Below are 15,610 nucleotides of genomic sequence, written 5' to 3'. Positions count from 1 at the left end.
ACGGACATCAATCTGGATCGATTTATGCTAGCTTGTGATGAAACGAAAGTTACAGGACCGATGATGAAACAACTTGATGAACGCCTTCGTAGTCACTATCCGCAACTGTCGCCGCAGGAGCAGCGCATTGCCGACTTCGTGTTTGACCACTTTGATGACCTGATCAGCTACAACAGCGCCGAGCTGGCGCGGCTGAGCGGTGTGTCGAAGGCCACGGTCAGCCGTTTATTCAAGCGTCTCGGTTACGAGAAATATAAGGACATGCGCGACGAGCTGCGCATCCTGCGCCAGAGCGGCATGCCGCTCACCGACAACCGCGATGCGGTGCAGGGCAACACCTTACTGTCACGCCACTATAAGCAGGAGATGGCCAACCTGACGCAGTGGGTCAACAGCATCGATCCGCAGCAGTTTGGCGAGGTGATCAGCGCGCTGGGCGCGGCAAAACGGTTATTTATCATCGGCATGCGTAACGCCTATCCGGTGGCGCTGCACCTGCGTCAGCAACTGATGCAGGCGCGTCCGCAGGTGCATGTGCTGCCGCAGCCGGGCCAGACGTTGGGCGAAGAGCTGGTGGATATCACGCCCGACGATATCGTGGTGGTGATGGCGTTTCGCCGCCGTCCACGCATCATTCGCCCGCTGATGCAGCAGCTGCAGCAGAGCAACATTCCGGTGCTGGCGCTGTGTGAGCCGCAGGCGCAGGGGATTATTACGCTGGCGCGCTGGCAGCTTTGTGCGCCGCTCGACAGCGTTTCCGCTTTTGATAGCTACGCCTCCGCCATGAGCCTGATTAACCTGCTGGCGAATGCGTTACTGCACGAAATGTTGTCGCAGGGCCGTCAGCGCATCCATCAAATTGCCGATCTTTATCAGCATCTCGACGAGCTGGAACACCGTTAACGGGCGCCATTATGGTGCATTGCACTAATTTTGATCGTTAATTCCAACGGGCGCAATGCCCTTTTTTGCTGCCTTCAACGCGGTAATTCCGCGTTTTTTCCCCTTTCTTCTCCCGGCACTGCGGTTGGCACATTAGTTGCAGAATGATTCATCAAGAATCTTTTGTTTCACGTAAACTCACCGGGGTGCATAATGAAAAAAGTATTATTAGCGGTAGCGGGCGCGGCATTGCTGATGGCGCAGGTCGGTAGTGCGATGGCCGATCAGCTGCAGGATATCCAAAAGCGCGGCGTGATCCGCGTAGCGGTTCCGCAAGACTTCCCGCCGTTCGGTTCTGTAGGTACAGATCTGCAACCGCAGGGCTACGATATCGACATGGCGAAGTATCTCGCTAAACAGATGAAACTGAAGTTGCAGCTGGTGCCCGTTTCCAGTGCCAACCGCGTGCCGTATCTGCAGACCGATAAAGTCGATCTGGTGATCTCCAGCATGGGTAAAAACGCCGAGCGTGAAAAAGTGATCGATTTCACCCGCGCTTACGCGCCATTCTTCCTCGGCGTATTTGGTCCGAAAGGCGAAACGCTGAAAGATGCGGCAGCGCTGAGCGGCAAATCGATCGGCGTCACGCGCGGTGCAGTGGAAGATATGGTGTTAAGCGATATCGCCCCGAAAGAGGCGCAGGTGAAGCGTTATGAAGATAACAACACCACGCTGTCGGCCTACCTTTCCGGACAAGTGCAGTACGTTGCGACGGGCAACCTGGTAGTGGCGGCGATTGCGCGCCAGAACGCCGAAAAAGCGCCGGTTGCCCAGTTCATGCTGAAAGATTCACCGTGCTACATCGGCCTGAAAAAAGATGAGCCGGCGCTGAAAGAGAAAGTGAATGCGCTGATTGAGCAGGGCATCAAAGACGGCACGCTGAACAAGCTGTCGGAAGAGTGGCTGAAAGCGCCGCTGCCAGCGAACCTCGGCGCATAAAGTATGGCGCAACTTAACTTCGCCGATCTCTGGCCGCACTGGCCAGAGTTGCTGGCCGGACTGTGGGTCACGATTCAGATCACCGTGCTCGCCACCGTGGGCGGTGTCAGCCTCGGTATTCTCGGCGCGGCGCTGCGCAGCGGCAAACCGAGCTGGGCGAGCCGCATCTGGGGCCTGTACGTCGAGCTGATTCGTAATACGCCGTTTGTGGTGCAGCTGTTTTTCATCGTCTTTGGTTTGCCCAATCTGGGTCTGAAACTCACGGCGGGTGAAGCCGCGCTGCTGGCGATGTTGATTAACCTTGGCGCGTACAGCACCGAAATTATTCGCGCCGGGATTCAGGTGACGCCGCGCGGCCAGTGGGAAGCGGGGCGCGTGCTGGGATTGACCCGCACGCAAACTTTCATCCGCGTGGTGTTGCCGCCGTCGCTGCAGCGTATTTATCCGGCGCTGGTCAGCCAATGCATCATTGTGATGCTCGGTTCATCGGTAGTGTCGCAGGTGTCGTACGAAGAGTTGACCTTTGCCGCCAACCTGATTCAGTCGCGCACCTTTTTGAGTTTTGAAGTCTATTTCGTGACCACGCTGATCTATCTGGCGTTGTCGATTGCCATGCGCCAACTGCTGCTGGCGCTGGGACGTAAATGGTTGGGAGCGCAGCCGGCATGATGACGCAATTTACCGACTGGGACATCCTGCGCAACCTGCTGCTGGCAGCGCGCTGGACAATTTTACTTTCGCTGGTGGCGTTTTTTGGCGGCACGCTGGTGACCTTGCCGCTGCTGTTTATGCGCCTGCTGAAACGTAAATGGCCGATGCGCCTGGTGCGCGCCTACACCGAGCTGTTTCAGGGCACGCCGCTGCTGATGCAGCTGTTCCTCGCCTTCTTCGGCGTCGGCTTGTTCGGCATCGACGTGGCGCCATGGACCGCCGCCTCGCTGGCCTTAACGCTCTACACCAGCGCGTTTCTGGTGGATATCTGGTACGGCAGCATTCGTGCCCTGCCAAAAGGGCAGTGGGAAGCGTCGCGCTGTCTCGGCCTGACCTTTGGTCAAACGCTGTTTCGCGTGGTCGCGCCGCAGGCGATTCGTATCGCCATCGCGCCTACGGTTGGGTTTGCCGTGCAGGTGATTAAAGGCACCGCGCTGGCCTCGATTATCGGTTTCGTCGAGCTGACCAAAGCCGGCACCATTTTGAATAACGTGACGTATGAGCCGTTCAAGGTGTTTGGCCTGGTAGCGCTCGGTTACTTCCTGATGTGTTATCCGCTGTCGCGTTACAGCCAGTACCTGGAGAAAAAATTCAATGCCGCTCATCACCATTAATCAGGTACAGAAGTACTACGGCGACAACCACGTCTTGAAAGGTGTCGATCTCGATGTCGATCACGGCGAAGTGATCTCGATTATCGGCCGCAGCGGATCGGGTAAAAGTACCCTGCTGCGCTGCATGAACGGGCTGGAAGGTTATCAGGAAGGCAGCATCAAACTCGGCGGTATGACAATTACCGACCGCGAATCGCAGGCGCGTGAAATCAGCCGTTCGGTCGGCATGGTGTTCCAGAACTTCAACCTGTTCCCGCACATGACGGCGCTGGAAAACGTGATGCTGGCGCCGCGCCGCGTGCTGAAGAAAAGTGAAGCCGAATGCCGTGCGCTGGCAACGCAGATGCTGGAGAAAGTCGGCCTCGGTGAGCGCATCAATTACTATCCGGCCAATTTGTCGGGCGGTCAGCAGCAGCGCGTGGCGATTGCCCGTGCGCTGGCGATGCAGCCCAAAGTTTTACTCTGTGATGAGATCACCTCCGCGCTCGATCCCGAGCTGGTGGGCGAAGTGCTGAAAGTGCTGGAGCAGCTGGCCGCCGAAGGCATGACGTTGATTCTTGTCACCCATGAAATGAACTTCGCCCGCGACGTGGGCGATCGCGTGGTCTTTATGCATCAGGGGCGCGTCTGGGAGCAGGGCGACAGCAAAACGCTGTTCGCCAATCCGCAAACCGCGGAGCTGAAGCAGTTTATCTCTACCGTGCGCCTCTAAGCTTTCTTTAAGGAATACAACATGGATATCAGCCAATTTTCGCAAATTAATCCGCCACAGCGTCTGTTGATGGGACCGGGCCCGATCAATGCCGATCCGCGCGTGCTGCGCGCCATGTCGAGCCAGCTGATCGGCCAGTACGATCCGGCGATGACGCACTACATGAACGAGGTGATGGCGCTGTACCGTGGCGTATTCCGCACTGAAAACCGCTGGACGATGCTGATCGACGGCACGTCACGCGCCGGTATCGAAGCGATCCTGCTGTCGGCGATCCGTCCGGGCGACAAAGTGCTGGTGCCGGTGTTTGGCCGTTTCGGTCATCTGCTGTGTGAAATTGCCCGCCGTTGCCGCGCGGAAGTGCACACCATTGAAGTGCCGTGGGGCGAAGTGTTCACGCCGGATCAGATCGAAGACGCGATCAAAAAAGTGCAGCCGCGCCTGCTGCTGACGGTGCAGGGCGATACGTCCACCACCATGCTGCAGCCGCTGGAAGCGCTGGGCGCGATTTGCCAGAAATATGGCGTGCTGTTCTACACCGATGCCACCGCGTCGCTCGGCGGTAACGCGCTGGAAACCGATGCGTGGGGCCTGGATGCGGTCTCCGCCGGGATGCAGAAGTGCCTTGGCGGTCCATCCGGTACGTCGCCAATCACGCTGAGCCCGCAGATGGAAGCGGTGATCCGCAAGCGCAAATGCGTGGAAGAGGGCATCCGCACCGCCGATCATCAGGATGGTGACGACGAGATGATCTACTCCAACTATTTTGATCTCGGCATGATCATGGATTACTGGGGCCCGGAACGTCTCAATCACCACACCGAAGCCACCACCGCGCTGTTTGGCGCGCGTGAATGTGCGCGTCTGATAATGGAAGAGGGATTAGATAACGGCATCGCGCGCCACAAGCTACACGGCGATGCGCTGCTGAAAGGCATTCAGGGCATGGGCCTCGAAACCTTTGGCGATTTAAAACACAAAATGAATAACGTGCTCGGCGTGGTGATTCCGCAGGGCGTGAATGGCGATCAGGTGCGCAAGCTGGTGCTGGAAGATTTCGGTATCGAAATCGGCACTTCGTTTGGTCCGCTGCATGGCAAAGTGTGGCGCATCGGCACCATGGGCTACAACGCGCGTAAAGATTGCGTGATGCAAACCCTGAGCGCGCTGGAAGCGGTGCTGAATCATGTTGGCTTCCGCACCACGCAAGGCGCGGGGATGCAGGCGGCGTGGGATCTTTACGGGAGCCGCGCATGAATAAAAGCCTGATGACCGCCAGCGAGGCGCAGATCGCCGCCGCTCGCGTCATGGCGCGCTGTGATGCGCTGGCTGAGATCAGCGAAAGCGAAGATGGCCTGACGCGCGTTTATCTGTCGCCGGAGCAGCAGCGTGCCAACGCGCGCGTCGGTGAATGGATGCAGGCCGCGGGTATGACGACGTGGCAGGATGCGGTAGGCAACATTTGCGGTCGCTACGAAGCGGCGCAGGCGGGCGCGCAGGCGCTGCTGCTCGGTTCACATCTGGATACGGTGCGCAATGCCGGTCGCTACGACGGTATGCTCGGCGTGTTAAGCGCCATTGAAACCGTGCAGTGGCTGCACGATCGGCAGCAGCGTTTGCCGCTGGCGATTGAGATTGTCGGCTTCGGCGACGAAGAGGGCACGCGCTTCGGCATTACGCTGCTCGGCAGCCGTGGTATTACCGGCAGCTGGCCGGAAAGCTGGGTGACGCACCCGGATGGCAACGGCATCACCGTGGCGGAAGCGATGCAGGATGTCGGTTTCGATGCGGCGAAGATTCACGACGCGGCGCGTCAGGTCAATGACATCGCCGCCTATCTGGAACTGCATATCGAGCAAGGTCCGTGTCTTGAGCAGGAAGATTTGGCGCTTGGCGTGGTCACGGCGATCAACGGCGCGCGTCGTCTGAACTGCAGCTTTATCGGTGAAGCGGGTCACGCGGGCACTGTGCCGATGACGCATCGCAAAGATGCGCTGGCCGCTGCCGCTGAATGGATGGTGTTTATTGAGCACACCACGCAAGAGCACGATCCGCAGCTGGTGGCGACCGTCGGCACGCTGAGCTGCTTGCCGGGCGCGGTCAACGTGATTCCGGGTGAAGTGCAGCTGTCGCTTGACGTGCGCGGTCCGCAGGATGAGCCGCTGGAGCGTTTACTCTCTACGCTGCTCACCCAGGCGCAGGCGATTGCGCTGCGTCGCGGCTTAACCTTCAGCGCCAACGAGTATTACCACATTGCCGCTACCGCCTGTGATGCGCGGTTGCAGCAGGCGCTGAGCCACGCGGTAGAAACCGTGCAAGGGCGCAGCCTGTCGCTGCCGAGCGGCGCGGGGCATGATGCAATTGCTATCGCCGAGCGCTGGCCGGTGGGCATGCTGTTTGTGCGCAACCATCGCGGCATCAGCCATCATCCGGCGGAATCGGTACAAACCGCTGATGTGGCGCTGGGCGTGCAGGCTTATCTGCAAGCGGTTTGCGATATTGCGCGCGCTAAGGAATAAAGATGGATTTGGTCAACTTTAATCAGCTTTCACCTCAAGCTGCGCAGGCGGCGATTGCGCACTGCGTGGCGATTCCCGCCTGGCAGCAGGCGCTGGTGGCGGCGCGACCTTTTGCCGACGTTGCGGCTTTACAGGCCGAAGCCGATCGTTTGGCGCAGCGGTGGCAAGCCGCTGATCTTGAGCAGGCGCTGAGTGCCCATCCACGTATTGGCGACAACGTGGCGGGCGCGGACAAAGAGGCCACGCTGTCGCGCAGTGAGCAGTCGGCGATGCAGCAGGCGGACGGCGCGCTGCAATTGGCGATGCTGGCGGGCAATCAAACCTATGAGCAGCGCTTTGGCCGGGTGTTTCTGATTCGTGCCAAAGGGCGCAGCGGCGAAGAGATGTTGGCGGAATTGCAGCGTCGGCTTAACAATGATGCAGCGAGTGAACAGCGTGAAGCGCTGGCGCAGCTGCGTGAAATTACCCTGTTGCGGCTAAAGGAGAGCATCACATGAGCACCATTACGACGCATATTCTCGATACCGCGCTGGGCAAACCGGCGATTGGCGTGGCGGTTTCGCTCGAGCAAAATAGCCCGGAAGGCTGGCTGCCGCTGGTGGAAGGCAACACCGACAGCGACGGACGCATTAAAGATCTGACGCCCGAACCGCTGGCGCCAGGTCATTACCGTTTGACGGCGGAGATTGGCGACTACTTTGCTGCCGAAGGGCGCGATGCGCTCTACGTGAGTGCGCAGATTGATTTCGTGATTGGCGCCACAGGCAGCCATTATCATCTGCCGTTTCTCATCTCGCCGTGGTCGTGGTCGACTTATCGCGGCAGCTGATAATGTGCGCCACTTCACGCGCTGCGCTTGAAAGCCAGTAACTATCAAAACCTTCGGTTCATCCAAATATATTCCTGGCGAAAGTGCGGCTAATCTTAGTCGCATAGTAGAAAGCAATATGAAGCCAATGGAGCCGATAAACATGAGCACGCACGACAATAACGATAATGCAGCAGCCGCAGGCAAGTGCCCCTTTCATCACGGGGCGTCTGAAGAGAAGAGTGTTCTGGCGCGCGGCGCCGGTGGCGGGACATCCAACCGCGACTGGTGGCCCAATATGTTACGCGTCGATCTGTTAAACCAACATTCCAACCGTTCCAACCCGCTTAGTGACACCTTCAACTACCGCGACGAATTCAGCAAACTGGATTACTCCGCGTTAAAAGCCGATATCCGCGCACTTCTCACCGATTCGCAATCCTGGTGGCCAGCCGACTGGGGCAGCTATATTGGGCTGTTCATTCGCATGGCGTGGCACAGCGCGGGTACTTATCGCACCATTGATGGTCGTGGCGGTTCAGGTCGCGGTCAGCAACGTTTTGCGCCGCTGAACTCATGGCCGGACAACGTCAGCCTCGATAAAGCGCGTCGCCTGTTGTGGCCGGTAAAACAGAAATATGGTCAAAAAATTTCCTGGGCCGATCTCTACATTCTGGCGGGTAACGTCTCGCTGGAAAACGCCGGCTTCCGCACCTTCGGCTTTGGTGCCGGTCGTGAAGACGTGTGGGAACCGGATATGGATGTGGATTGGGGCCACGAAACCGAATGGCTGGCGCATCGCCATCCAGAAGCGCTGGCCAATGCACCGCTGGGCGCTACCGAAATGGGCCTGATCTACGTCAACCCGGAAGGACCGGAAGCCAGCGGCGATCCAAAATCAGCGGCGCCGGCGATTCGTGCCACCTTCGGCAACATGGGCATGAACGATGAAGAGATCGTGGCGCTGATTGCTGGCGGTCATACTTTGGGTAAAACCCACGGCGCGGCAGAAGCCAGCCATGTTGGCGTTGATCCTGAAGAGTCACCGATTGAAGCGCAGGGCCTTGGCTGGACCAGCAGCTATGGCAGCGGCGTGGGTAAAGATGCCATCACTTCAGGTCTGGAAGTGGTGTGGACGCAAACTCCCACGCAGTGGAGCAACTACTTCTTCGAGAACCTGTTCAAATACGAATGGGTACAGACACGCAGCCCAGCGGGCGCCATCCAGTTCGAAGCGGTTGATGCTGAAGCGATTATCCCGGATCCGTTTGATCCGGAGAAAAAACGTAAACCGACCATGCTGGTAACCGATCTGACGCTGCGTTTCGATGAAGAGTTCGGCAAGATTTCGCGCCGCTTCCTCAACGATCCGCAGGCGTTCAACGAAGCCTTTGCCCGCGCCTGGTTCAAACTGACGCACCGCGATATGGGACCAAAAGCGCGTTACATCGGCCCGGAAGTGCCGAAGGAAGATCTGCTGTGGCAGGATCCGTTACCGCAGGCGATTCATCAGCCAACGCCGGCTGATATCAGCGAGATTAAAGCGCGCATTGCGGCTTCAGGTCTGAGCGTCAGCCAGCTGGTTTCAGTGGCCTGGGCTTCAGCCTCCACCTTCCGTGGCGGTGACAAACGTGGCGGAGCCAACGGTGCGCGTCTGGCGTTAGCGCCGCAGAAAGATTGGGCGGTGAATGCCAGCGTAATCAATGATGTGCTGCCAATCCTGCAAAAGATTCAGCAGGAATCAGGCAAAGCATCGTTGGCCGATGTCATTGTGCTGGCAGGTAGCGTGGGTATCGAACTGGCCGCTTCAGCCGCTGGCGTGGCAACGCAAGTGCCGTTTACGCCGGGCCGGGTGGATGCGCGTCAGGATCAAACCGACGTTGAGTCGTTCAACTTCCTGCAGCCGTTGGCCGATGGTTTCCGTAACTATCGCCGCAGCGCCAAAGGTTCTTCAACCGAAACGCTGCTGCTGGATAAAGCCCAACAGCTGACGCTGAGCGCGCCAGAATTGACGGTGTTGCTCGGTGGCCTGCGCGTATTGGGCACCAACTTCGACGGCGGCCAGCACGGCGTATTTACCGATCGCGTTGGTGTGCTGAGCAATGATTTCTTTGTTAATCTGCTCGACATGCGTACCGCGTGGAAAGCCACCGATGAGAGCGAAGAGCTGTTTGAAGGTCGCGATCGTCTGAGCGGCGAAGTGAAGTTTACTGCGACACGTGCCGACTTAGTGTTTGGATCGAACGCTATCTTGCGCGCGCTGGCCGAGGTTTACGCCAGCAGCGATGCGAAGCAGAAGTTCGTGACCGACTTCGTTGCCGCCTGGACCAAAGTGATGAATCTGGATCGCTTCGAGCTGTAAGCTTAAAAAGCCGCAGCGGATTTCTCTGCTGCGGCTTCCTCTTATTAATCTTCGCGAAACGCTTCGAAAGGCAGGTTAAAACGTTTAGCCAGCGCGGCTTTGTGTTTGTCTGTCAACGAACGTTCTCCTTTCAAAATTCGGTTTACATAAGAACGCTGACCAATTTCATTCACGAAGGATGACTGATTGAGATTATGTTGATCCATCAACACCCGCAGTAACGCGACACCGCCAGGTAATGCAGTGACACGCGCGTTGAACGCAGCAAATTCCGGCGCACTATCTTCATATTTCGCCACTTTATCGGTGAGCATTTCAATCAGCGGATGATCAGGTTGATGTTCAATCAGATACTCCACCAGTTCTAACGCCTGCTCATAATCAGCTTTGGCGTTACTTCCGCCCAGCAGCGGGACGGCTTTAATCAGATTGTTGCTGGCCTGGATGGCTTCGGCAATCATTCTTTGTTCTCCCGATAATGCTTTACCCATTTGTCATACTCGGCATGCGTTACAACGTGTTTAATGAAGATTCGTTGGGCTATAAAATCAGCAAAAAACATCACTCTGAGATTATTTCCGCCTACGTTAATCACCCACCATTTCGCCCGGTATTTCATTCGGTCAAGACTTGGAAAAAAGGCTCTGAGCGCATCTGGATCGGCAAAATCGTTGCCATTTAAAGTTCGATAAGTGGCATCCAATGCTGCTGCATCATTTGGAAAACTCCGTGTCGCTTCTGTAAACACTTTCCTTGAGATAACGTGCATCATTCCCTCGACATGTTCCAACATGGAAACATGGTAGCGCAACAATGCCATGTTTCCAAGCAGGAAACAAAATTTTAGCGGGTTTTTAAGAGAGGGGAAAATGTGCTGCGCAGCGTCCACGCGGCAAAGAGGCTACTTCAGCGTATACCCATCCGCATCGCGCCAAGCCGGGAAGCGTTCGCGGTAGGCTTGCAGCTCCTCCAGCGAAAGCTCCGCATCAAGACGCGCACGCGCAAAGGGCTCTCCACTCGCCAGAATCTCACCCAGCGGTGAAATGATTCGACTGTCGCCACTGTATTGATGCTGATTGCCATCGCTGCCGACGCGGTTACAACCGGCGACATAAGCCTGGTTTTCAATTGCACGGGCTAACAGCAGCGATTGCCAGTGCAGCGCACGCGGTGCCGGCCAGTTGGCGACATACAGCGCCAAATCGTAATCGTTGTGGTTACGCGAAAAAACCGGGAAGCGCAGGTCGTAGCAAATTTGCGGCAGAATCCGCCAGCCGCGCCACTCAAATACTTCACGTGTTTCGCCCGCCACATAGTGCTGATGTTCATTGGCCATGCGGAACAAGTGACGTTTGTCGTACTGATGCAACGTGCCGTCTGGCTCGACCAGCAAGAAGCGGTTCACCGCGCCTTTTTCCGTCTGGATTGCGGCGCTGCCGCCGACTAACGCATTGCTGGTTTGCGCGTGCGCGTGCAGCCACGCCACGACGTCATCCTGCGGCAGCGAACTTTCGGCAGCTTCCATAGCAAAACCGGTAGTGAACATTTCCGGCAGCAGAATGATGTCGCGGCCTGTAATGCCTTTCAGCACACCGTCGAAATGACGCAGGTTAGCCGCGCCATCCATCCAGCTCAGGGTTTCCTGCAGAACGGTAATTTTCAAAGCTGACATAAGCGCTCCGCAGCGGCGTCGAGCGTCGCTTCCTGTTTGGCAAAGCACAGGCGAATCAGCTTGTGCGGGAAAGGTTCGGCGCAGAACACCGACAGCGGAATCGCCGCCACGCCGACTTCTTTGGTCAGCAGCTGGCAGAAGCTCACGTCATCCAGATCGGAAATGGCGCTGTAATCGACCAGCAGGAAGTAAGTGCCTTCGCACGGCAGCAGCTTGAAACGGCTGGCGGAGAGCGCCTGGATAAAGCGATCGCGGCGCGCGCGGTAGAACTCTGGCAGTTCGCGATAGTGCTCAGGCGCCTGACGCAGCATGTCGGCAATCGCCAGCTGTGCTGGCGTATTCACCGAGAAGGTCAGATATTGATGCACCTTACGGATTTCAGCGCTGATCGCCGCCGGGGCAATGCAGTAACCCACTTTCCAGCCGGTCATGTGGAAGGTTTTACCAAAGGATGACACCGCGATGGATCGCTGACGTAGTTCAGCATGCGCTAACACGCTGGCGTGGCCCTCTTCAGTGAAACAGATGTGCTCATACACTTCGTCGCTCAGCACATAGATTTCCTGCTCCGCAATCGCCTGCCACAGCTCGGCATAATCGCTTTTGCGCCACACGGTGGCGGACGGATTATGCGGCGTGTTCAGGATCACTAAGCGGGTTTTGCTGCTCAGCAGGCCGCGAAATTCGCGCCAGTCAACGCGGAAACCCGGCGGCTGCAGGGCGATGCGTTTTAACACGCCGCCCGCCAGTTGCACCGCAGGCGCGTAGCTGTCGTAGCTTGGGTCAAAGCAGATCACTTCATCACCTTGACGCACCAGCGCGGTGATCGCTGCGTACAACGCTTCGGTCGCGCCCGTCGTCACGGTGATATCGCTGTTGACGTCAGGCGTGTGGCCGTAAAGCGCAGCGGTTTTCTCAACAATCGCCTCACGCAGTGGCAGTACGCCGATCATCGGTGCATATTGGTTGGCGCCCTGACTCACGTGATGCGCCAGGCGCTCCTGCAAATAGCGCGGACCGTCAAAATCGGGGAAGCCTTGCGACAGGTTGATGGCGTTGTGCTGCTGCGCTAACGCACTCATTTGCGTAAAGATGGTGGTGCCGAGCGCCGGTAATTTGCTCTCGGGGATCAGGTTGTGCTGCGTCATTGTTTTGTGGCCTTAAGCGCGAATGTCGTTGCGGAGAAACCCTGTGTTGCTGCCACTATAAACAGGATGTTAACATTTGGCAATCGAGACGCTTAGACGTCTAAACTAATCTGCGGAGTCGGTATATCGCTATGACGGATTTTCTTCCACTGGAACATTTAGTGGCCGCCTGCCACTGGATTGGTGGCAAAGGCTGGGCACCTGCGACCGGCGGTAATATGTCGGTGCGGCAGGACGCGGAGTATTGTCTGCTGAGTGCGTCCGGCAAAGATAAAGGCAGCTTGACGCGCGATGATTTTATCCAGGTTGAAATCGCTACCAACGCCGTGCCATCGGGCCGCACGCCTTCGGCGGAGACCGGTCTGCATACCTTGATTTATCGCCTGTTTCCGCAGGCGGGTGCGGTGCTGCATACGCACACGGTCAACTCGACGGTGCTGTCGCGGGTGGAGAAGGGCGATGCGCTGCTGCTCAGTGGTTATGAGATGCAGAAAACGCTGGCCGGGCAGCAGACGCATCTGAACACCATCGCCATTCCCTTGTTCGATAACGATCAAGACATGACGGCGCTGGCGCAGCGCATTGAAGCTTTTGCCGCCGCTACGCCGCTGCAATATGGTTTTCTGCTGCGCGGCCACGGTTTGACCTGCTGGGGCAAGGACGTGAACGAAGCGCGTCGCCATCTGGAAGGTCTGGAATTTCTGTTTGAATGTGAACTGCAACGTCGCCTGCTGGAGGCCAAATGATCCGCGCCATTGTTACCGATATTGAAGGCACCACCAGCGATATCCAGTTTGTGCATCAGGTATTGTTCCCTTATGCGCGTCAGCATTTAGCGGCGTACGTGCGGGAAAATCATACCGATGAAAACGTCGCCGCCGCACTCAACGCGGTGCGTGCAGAGTCCGCTGCGCCTCAGGCCACGCTGGAGGAGCTGATTACCACACTCACGAATTATATCGATGAGGATCGCAAATCACCGGGCCTCAAAGCCCTGCAGGGCATGATTTGGCGCGCCGGCTACGTTGAAGGCCAGTTCACCGGCCACCTCTATCCCGACGTGCTGCCGGCTTTTGCGCGCTGGCAGCAGCAGGGGATTGGCCTGTATGTTTATTCCTCGGGATCGGTCGCCGCGCAAAAACTGTTATTTGGCTACAGCGATGAAGGTGATTTAACCTCGCTGGTCAGCGGCTATTTTGATACCGGCGTCGGCGCGAAACGTGAAGCGCAATCGTATCGCAATATCGCCGAAAAAATCGGCCTTGCGCCTGCGTCATTGCTGTTCCTGTCGGATATTCATCAGGAGCTGGATGCGGCAGCGGATGCGGGCTGGCATACCGTGCAGTTAATTCGTGGCGCGGCGGATAACGCCAGTCGTCATTACCAGGTCAACGATTTTTCCCAGATTAAACCGGAGTCGATTTAACATGAGTGCATTGACCATTTTTACCGATACCGAAGCCCAGCAACCGGTGTGGCACAGCACCGATGCCGAGGCGATTCGCGAGCGTCTTAACGCGAAAAACGTGCGCTTTGAACGCTGGGAAGCCGATCGCGATTTGGGTGCGGATCCTGATGCAGAGACGGTTATCAACGCCTATCAACATGCGATTGATCGTCTGGTGGCCGAGAAGGGCTATCAGAGCTGGGATGTGCTGAGCATGCGTGCGGATAATCCGCAGAAAGAGGTGCTGCGCACCAAGTTCCTTAACGAACATACGCATAGCGAAGATGAAGTACGCTTCTTTGTTGAAGGTTCAGGGCTGTTCTGTCTGCATCTGGAGGGCGAGGTGTATCAGATTTTGTGTGAGAAGAATGATCTGATCTCGGTGCCCGCTGGCACGGCGCACTGGTTTGATATGGGTTCTGAGCCGCACTTTACCGCGATCCGCATTTTCGATAATCAGGAAGGCTGGGTCGCGAATTTCACCGGCGATAAGATTGCTGATGCGTATCCGCGTTTGGCGTGATTTTATGCCCTCATCCTAACCCTCTCCCACAAGTGGGAGAGGGAACCGATCGTGCAAACAGGCAAGTATGGTTTTCCCCCTCGCCCGCTTGCGGGAGAGGGCCGGGGTGAGGGGAAAATTGCGCCTATTTACGGCAAAAATATCCCTTCCTCTACCTGCGCAGGCGTTACCACACCGGTATCCAGCACCCAACCGCTAATCAACGCCGCTGGCGTCACATCAAAGGCCGGGTTATAGACTGCCGCACTTTCCGGTGCCCACTGCACGCTACCAAAACTGCCTGCAACGCCGGTCACTTCGCTGGCGGCGCGCTGCTCGATAGGGATGGCGTCGCCGTTTGGACATTGACTATCCAGCGTGGTGTGCGGTGCGGCGACGTAGAACGGAATACCGTGATAGTGCGCCAGCACGGCCAGGCTATAGGTGCCAATCTTGTTAGCGACATCACCATTCGCTGCGATACGATCCGCGCCGACCCAAATAGCATCGACCACGCCGCGCGCCATTAGACTGGCGGCCATTGAGTCGGTAATCAGCTGATAAGGAATGTTTAGCTCACCCAGCTCCCACGCGGTTAAACGGCCACCTTGCAGCAGCGGCCGCGTCTCATCCACCCAGACATTTTTCACCAAACCTTGCTGGTGGGCATAAGCGATAACGCCGAGCGCCGTGCCGACGCCGGCCGTCGCCAGCCCACCGGTATTGCAGTGCGTCAGCAGCTGGCTGCCCGGTTTTACCAGCGTGCTGCCGGCGCGGGCGATGTTGTCACACAGTTGCTTATCTTCGGCCACCAGACGCAGTGCTTCGCGGCTCAGCGCCGTGACGAAATCACTTTCGGCCAACGCAGTTTTCATGCGATCAAGGTTATTCATCAGGTTCACCGCCGTTGGGCGCGCCGCGCGCAGCACCTCAAGCGCCGTCACTAATTCTGCGCGCGCTGCGCCTTGCTCACCCAGCAGCGCCAGCAGCAAGCTGGCTGAGAGGCCAATCAGCGGCGCACCGCGCACGCGCAAGGCATGAATGTGTTCGACCAACTGCGCGACGCTGTGCGCGGGCAGCCAGTTCTGTTGTTGTGGCAGCGCCTGCTGGTCAAGGATCCACAGTTGATTATCGCGAACCTCAAGGCTGGTGGTACGAAGTGTTTGCATGGTGTGAAATCCCTGTTGCGTTAATGCTGGCTATTGTGCCAACATGCGTAGCGGATGTATAGACG

General features: G+C 57.4%; 18 protein-coding genes. 13 read left to right on the top strand and 5 right to left on the bottom strand.

Going from position 1 to position 15,610, the window contains the following annotated elements; all coding sequences use genetic code 11:
• Positions 1-63: 63 nt before the first annotated feature.
• The 10 genes from hpxU to katG all read left to right on the top strand — a co-directional run bounded on the left by hpxU (position 64) and on the right by katG (position 9,607).
• On the top strand, positions 64-903 hold the full coding sequence (gene hpxU / locus Q3H59_RS16140) for a MurR/RpiR family transcriptional regulator HpxU (RefSeq protein ID WP_309836734.1): 840 nt from the start codon (positions 64-66) through the stop codon (positions 901-903).
• 192 nt (positions 904-1,095) lie between these two features.
• Positions 1,096-1,881: a transporter substrate-binding domain-containing protein gene (locus tag Q3H59_RS16135; protein ID WP_097094836.1), complete on the top strand. Its 786-nt coding sequence runs from the start codon at positions 1,096-1,098 to the stop codon at positions 1,879-1,881.
• 3 nt (positions 1,882-1,884) lie between these two features.
• Positions 1,885-2,550, top strand: a complete 666-nt coding sequence (locus Q3H59_RS16130; protein WP_061717544.1) for an amino acid ABC transporter permease — start codon at positions 1,885-1,887, stop codon at positions 2,548-2,550.
• Positions 2,550-3,206, top strand: a complete 657-nt coding sequence (locus tag Q3H59_RS16125) for an amino acid ABC transporter permease (protein ID WP_097097590.1) — start codon at positions 2,550-2,552, stop codon at positions 3,204-3,206. Before Q3H59_RS16130 ends, Q3H59_RS16125 begins: the two co-directional genes overlap by 1 nt.
• Positions 3,187-3,918 (top strand): amino acid ABC transporter ATP-binding protein, encoded by a 732-nt coding sequence (locus Q3H59_RS16120; RefSeq protein WP_101762541.1) that lies wholly within the window; start codon positions 3,187-3,189, stop codon positions 3,916-3,918. The genes Q3H59_RS16125 and Q3H59_RS16120 overlap by 20 nt, the downstream gene beginning before the upstream one ends.
• A 21-nt stretch (positions 3,919-3,939) precedes the next feature.
• Complete coding sequence (locus Q3H59_RS16115; RefSeq protein ID WP_222233039.1) at positions 3,940-5,175, top strand: alanine--glyoxylate aminotransferase family protein; 1,236 nt, start codon at positions 3,940-3,942, stop codon at positions 5,173-5,175.
• Positions 5,172-6,437 carry an allantoate amidohydrolase gene (hpxK, locus tag Q3H59_RS16110; RefSeq protein WP_277974560.1) on the top strand — a complete coding sequence of 422 codons (1,266 nt, stop codon included), beginning with the start codon at positions 5,172-5,174 and terminating at the stop codon, positions 6,435-6,437. The genes Q3H59_RS16115 and hpxK overlap by 4 nt, the downstream gene beginning before the upstream one ends.
• A 2-nt stretch (positions 6,438-6,439) precedes the next feature.
• Positions 6,440-6,934, top strand: a complete 495-nt coding sequence (gene uraD, locus Q3H59_RS16105; RefSeq protein WP_192415414.1) for a 2-oxo-4-hydroxy-4-carboxy-5-ureidoimidazoline decarboxylase — start codon at positions 6,440-6,442, stop codon at positions 6,932-6,934.
• Positions 6,931-7,266, top strand: coding sequence for a hydroxyisourate hydrolase (gene uraH / locus Q3H59_RS16100; protein WP_101762537.1), 336 nt, complete (start codon positions 6,931-6,933; stop codon positions 7,264-7,266). Before uraD ends, uraH begins: the two co-directional genes overlap by 4 nt.
• Before the next feature lie 142 nt (positions 7,267-7,408).
• Positions 7,409-9,607 (top strand): catalase/peroxidase HPI, encoded by a 2,199-nt coding sequence (gene katG, locus Q3H59_RS16095; RefSeq protein ID WP_110867814.1) that lies wholly within the window; start codon positions 7,409-7,411, stop codon positions 9,605-9,607.
• A 44-nt stretch (positions 9,608-9,651) separates the two neighbouring features.
• Here the strand turns inward: katG and Q3H59_RS16090 are convergent, their stop codons facing one another.
• The 4 genes from Q3H59_RS16090 to Q3H59_RS16075 form a co-directional block, all read right to left on the bottom strand.
• Positions 9,652-10,068 carry a type II toxin-antitoxin system HigA family antitoxin gene (locus Q3H59_RS16090; protein WP_137386846.1) on the bottom strand — a complete coding sequence of 139 codons (417 nt, stop codon included), beginning with the start codon at positions 10,066-10,068 and terminating at the stop codon, positions 9,652-9,654.
• Positions 10,065-10,376 (bottom strand): type II toxin-antitoxin system HigB family toxin, encoded by a 312-nt coding sequence (locus Q3H59_RS16085; RefSeq protein WP_101762563.1) that lies wholly within the window; start codon positions 10,374-10,376, stop codon positions 10,065-10,067. The genes Q3H59_RS16090 and Q3H59_RS16085 overlap by 4 nt, the downstream gene beginning before the upstream one ends.
• 132 nt (positions 10,377-10,508) lie before the next feature.
• Complete coding sequence (locus Q3H59_RS16080) at positions 10,509-11,279, bottom strand: amidohydrolase (RefSeq protein WP_271460150.1); 771 nt, start codon at positions 11,277-11,279, stop codon at positions 10,509-10,511.
• Positions 11,267-12,427 (bottom strand): pyridoxal phosphate-dependent aminotransferase, encoded by a 1,161-nt coding sequence (locus Q3H59_RS16075; protein ID WP_101762533.1) that lies wholly within the window; start codon positions 12,425-12,427, stop codon positions 11,267-11,269. Before Q3H59_RS16075 ends, Q3H59_RS16080 begins: the two co-directional genes overlap by 13 nt.
• 131 nt (positions 12,428-12,558) lie before the next feature.
• Between Q3H59_RS16075 and Q3H59_RS16070 the strand changes: the two genes are divergently transcribed.
• The 3 genes from Q3H59_RS16070 to Q3H59_RS16060 are packed head-to-tail and all read left to right on the top strand — an operon-like array spanning position 12,559 to position 14,397.
• Entirely contained in the window at positions 12,559-13,173 is a 615-nt protein-coding gene (locus tag Q3H59_RS16070) for a methylthioribulose 1-phosphate dehydratase (RefSeq protein ID WP_101762532.1), read from the top strand.
• The gene (gene mtnC, locus Q3H59_RS16065) at positions 13,170-13,853 is read left to right on the top strand and encodes an acireductone synthase (protein ID WP_277974561.1); all 684 of its coding nucleotides are present in this window, start codon (positions 13,170-13,172) and stop codon (positions 13,851-13,853) included. Before Q3H59_RS16070 ends, mtnC begins: the two co-directional genes overlap by 4 nt.
• Position 13,854: 1 nt before the next feature.
• Positions 13,855-14,397 carry an acireductone dioxygenase gene (locus tag Q3H59_RS16060; RefSeq protein WP_101762530.1) on the top strand — a complete coding sequence of 181 codons (543 nt, stop codon included), beginning with the start codon at positions 13,855-13,857 and terminating at the stop codon, positions 14,395-14,397.
• 128 nt (positions 14,398-14,525) lie between these two features.
• Here the strand turns inward: Q3H59_RS16060 and mtnA are convergent, their stop codons facing one another.
• Complete coding sequence (gene mtnA, locus Q3H59_RS16055; protein ID WP_277974562.1) at positions 14,526-15,545, bottom strand: S-methyl-5-thioribose-1-phosphate isomerase; 1,020 nt, start codon at positions 15,543-15,545, stop codon at positions 14,526-14,528.
• Between the last annotated feature and the right edge of the window lie 65 nt (positions 15,546-15,610).

The organism is Pantoea sp. SORGH_AS_0659, from assembly GCF_031453915.1.
GTDB classification, from domain to species: domain Bacteria; phylum Pseudomonadota; class Gammaproteobacteria; order Enterobacterales; family Enterobacteriaceae; genus Pantoea; species Pantoea leporis.
The sequence above is the reverse complement of the archived record's forward strand: the minus strand, read 5'-3'. Positions and strand labels throughout refer to the sequence as shown.

Excerpts from the sequence above, each read along its gene's own strand:
- Q3H59_RS16085 (WP_101762563.1), bottom strand. The coding sequence starts at position 10,376 with ATGCACGTTATCTCAAGGAAAGTGTTTACAGAAGCGACACGGAGTTTT.
- Q3H59_RS16135 (WP_097094836.1), top strand. The coding sequence starts at position 1,096 with ATGAAAAAAGTATTATTAGCGGTAGCGGGCGCGGCATTGCTGATGGCG.
- Q3H59_RS16130 (WP_061717544.1), top strand. The coding sequence starts at position 1,885 with ATGGCGCAACTTAACTTCGCCGATCTCTGGCCGCACTGGCCAGAGTTG.
- Q3H59_RS16125 (WP_097097590.1), top strand. The coding sequence starts at position 2,550 with ATGACGCAATTTACCGACTGGGACATCCTGCGCAACCTGCTGCTGGCA.
- katG (WP_110867814.1), top strand. The coding sequence starts at position 7,409 with ATGAGCACGCACGACAATAACGATAATGCAGCAGCCGCAGGCAAGTGC.
- hpxU (WP_309836734.1), top strand. The coding sequence starts at position 64 with ATGAAACAACTTGATGAACGCCTTCGTAGTCACTATCCGCAACTGTCG.
- mtnC (WP_277974561.1), top strand. The coding sequence starts at position 13,170 with ATGATCCGCGCCATTGTTACCGATATTGAAGGCACCACCAGCGATATC.
- Q3H59_RS16075 (WP_101762533.1), bottom strand. The coding sequence starts at position 12,427 with ATGACGCAGCACAACCTGATCCCCGAGAGCAAATTACCGGCGCTCGGC.
- uraD (WP_192415414.1), top strand. The coding sequence starts at position 6,440 with ATGGATTTGGTCAACTTTAATCAGCTTTCACCTCAAGCTGCGCAGGCG.
- Q3H59_RS16060 (WP_101762530.1), top strand. The coding sequence starts at position 13,855 with ATGAGTGCATTGACCATTTTTACCGATACCGAAGCCCAGCAACCGGTG.
- Q3H59_RS16120 (WP_101762541.1), top strand. The coding sequence starts at position 3,187 with ATGCCGCTCATCACCATTAATCAGGTACAGAAGTACTACGGCGACAAC.
- Q3H59_RS16090 (WP_137386846.1), bottom strand. The coding sequence starts at position 10,068 with ATGATTGCCGAAGCCATCCAGGCCAGCAACAATCTGATTAAAGCCGTC.
- Q3H59_RS16115 (WP_222233039.1), top strand. The coding sequence starts at position 3,940 with ATGGATATCAGCCAATTTTCGCAAATTAATCCGCCACAGCGTCTGTTG.
- Q3H59_RS16080 (WP_271460150.1), bottom strand. The coding sequence starts at position 11,279 with ATGTCAGCTTTGAAAATTACCGTTCTGCAGGAAACCCTGAGCTGGATG.
- uraH (WP_101762537.1), top strand. The coding sequence starts at position 6,931 with ATGAGCACCATTACGACGCATATTCTCGATACCGCGCTGGGCAAACCG.
- Q3H59_RS16070 (WP_101762532.1), top strand. The coding sequence starts at position 12,559 with ATGACGGATTTTCTTCCACTGGAACATTTAGTGGCCGCCTGCCACTGG.
- hpxK (WP_277974560.1), top strand. The coding sequence starts at position 5,172 with ATGAATAAAAGCCTGATGACCGCCAGCGAGGCGCAGATCGCCGCCGCT.
- mtnA (WP_277974562.1), bottom strand. The coding sequence starts at position 15,545 with ATGCAAACACTTCGTACCACCAGCCTTGAGGTTCGCGATAATCAACTG.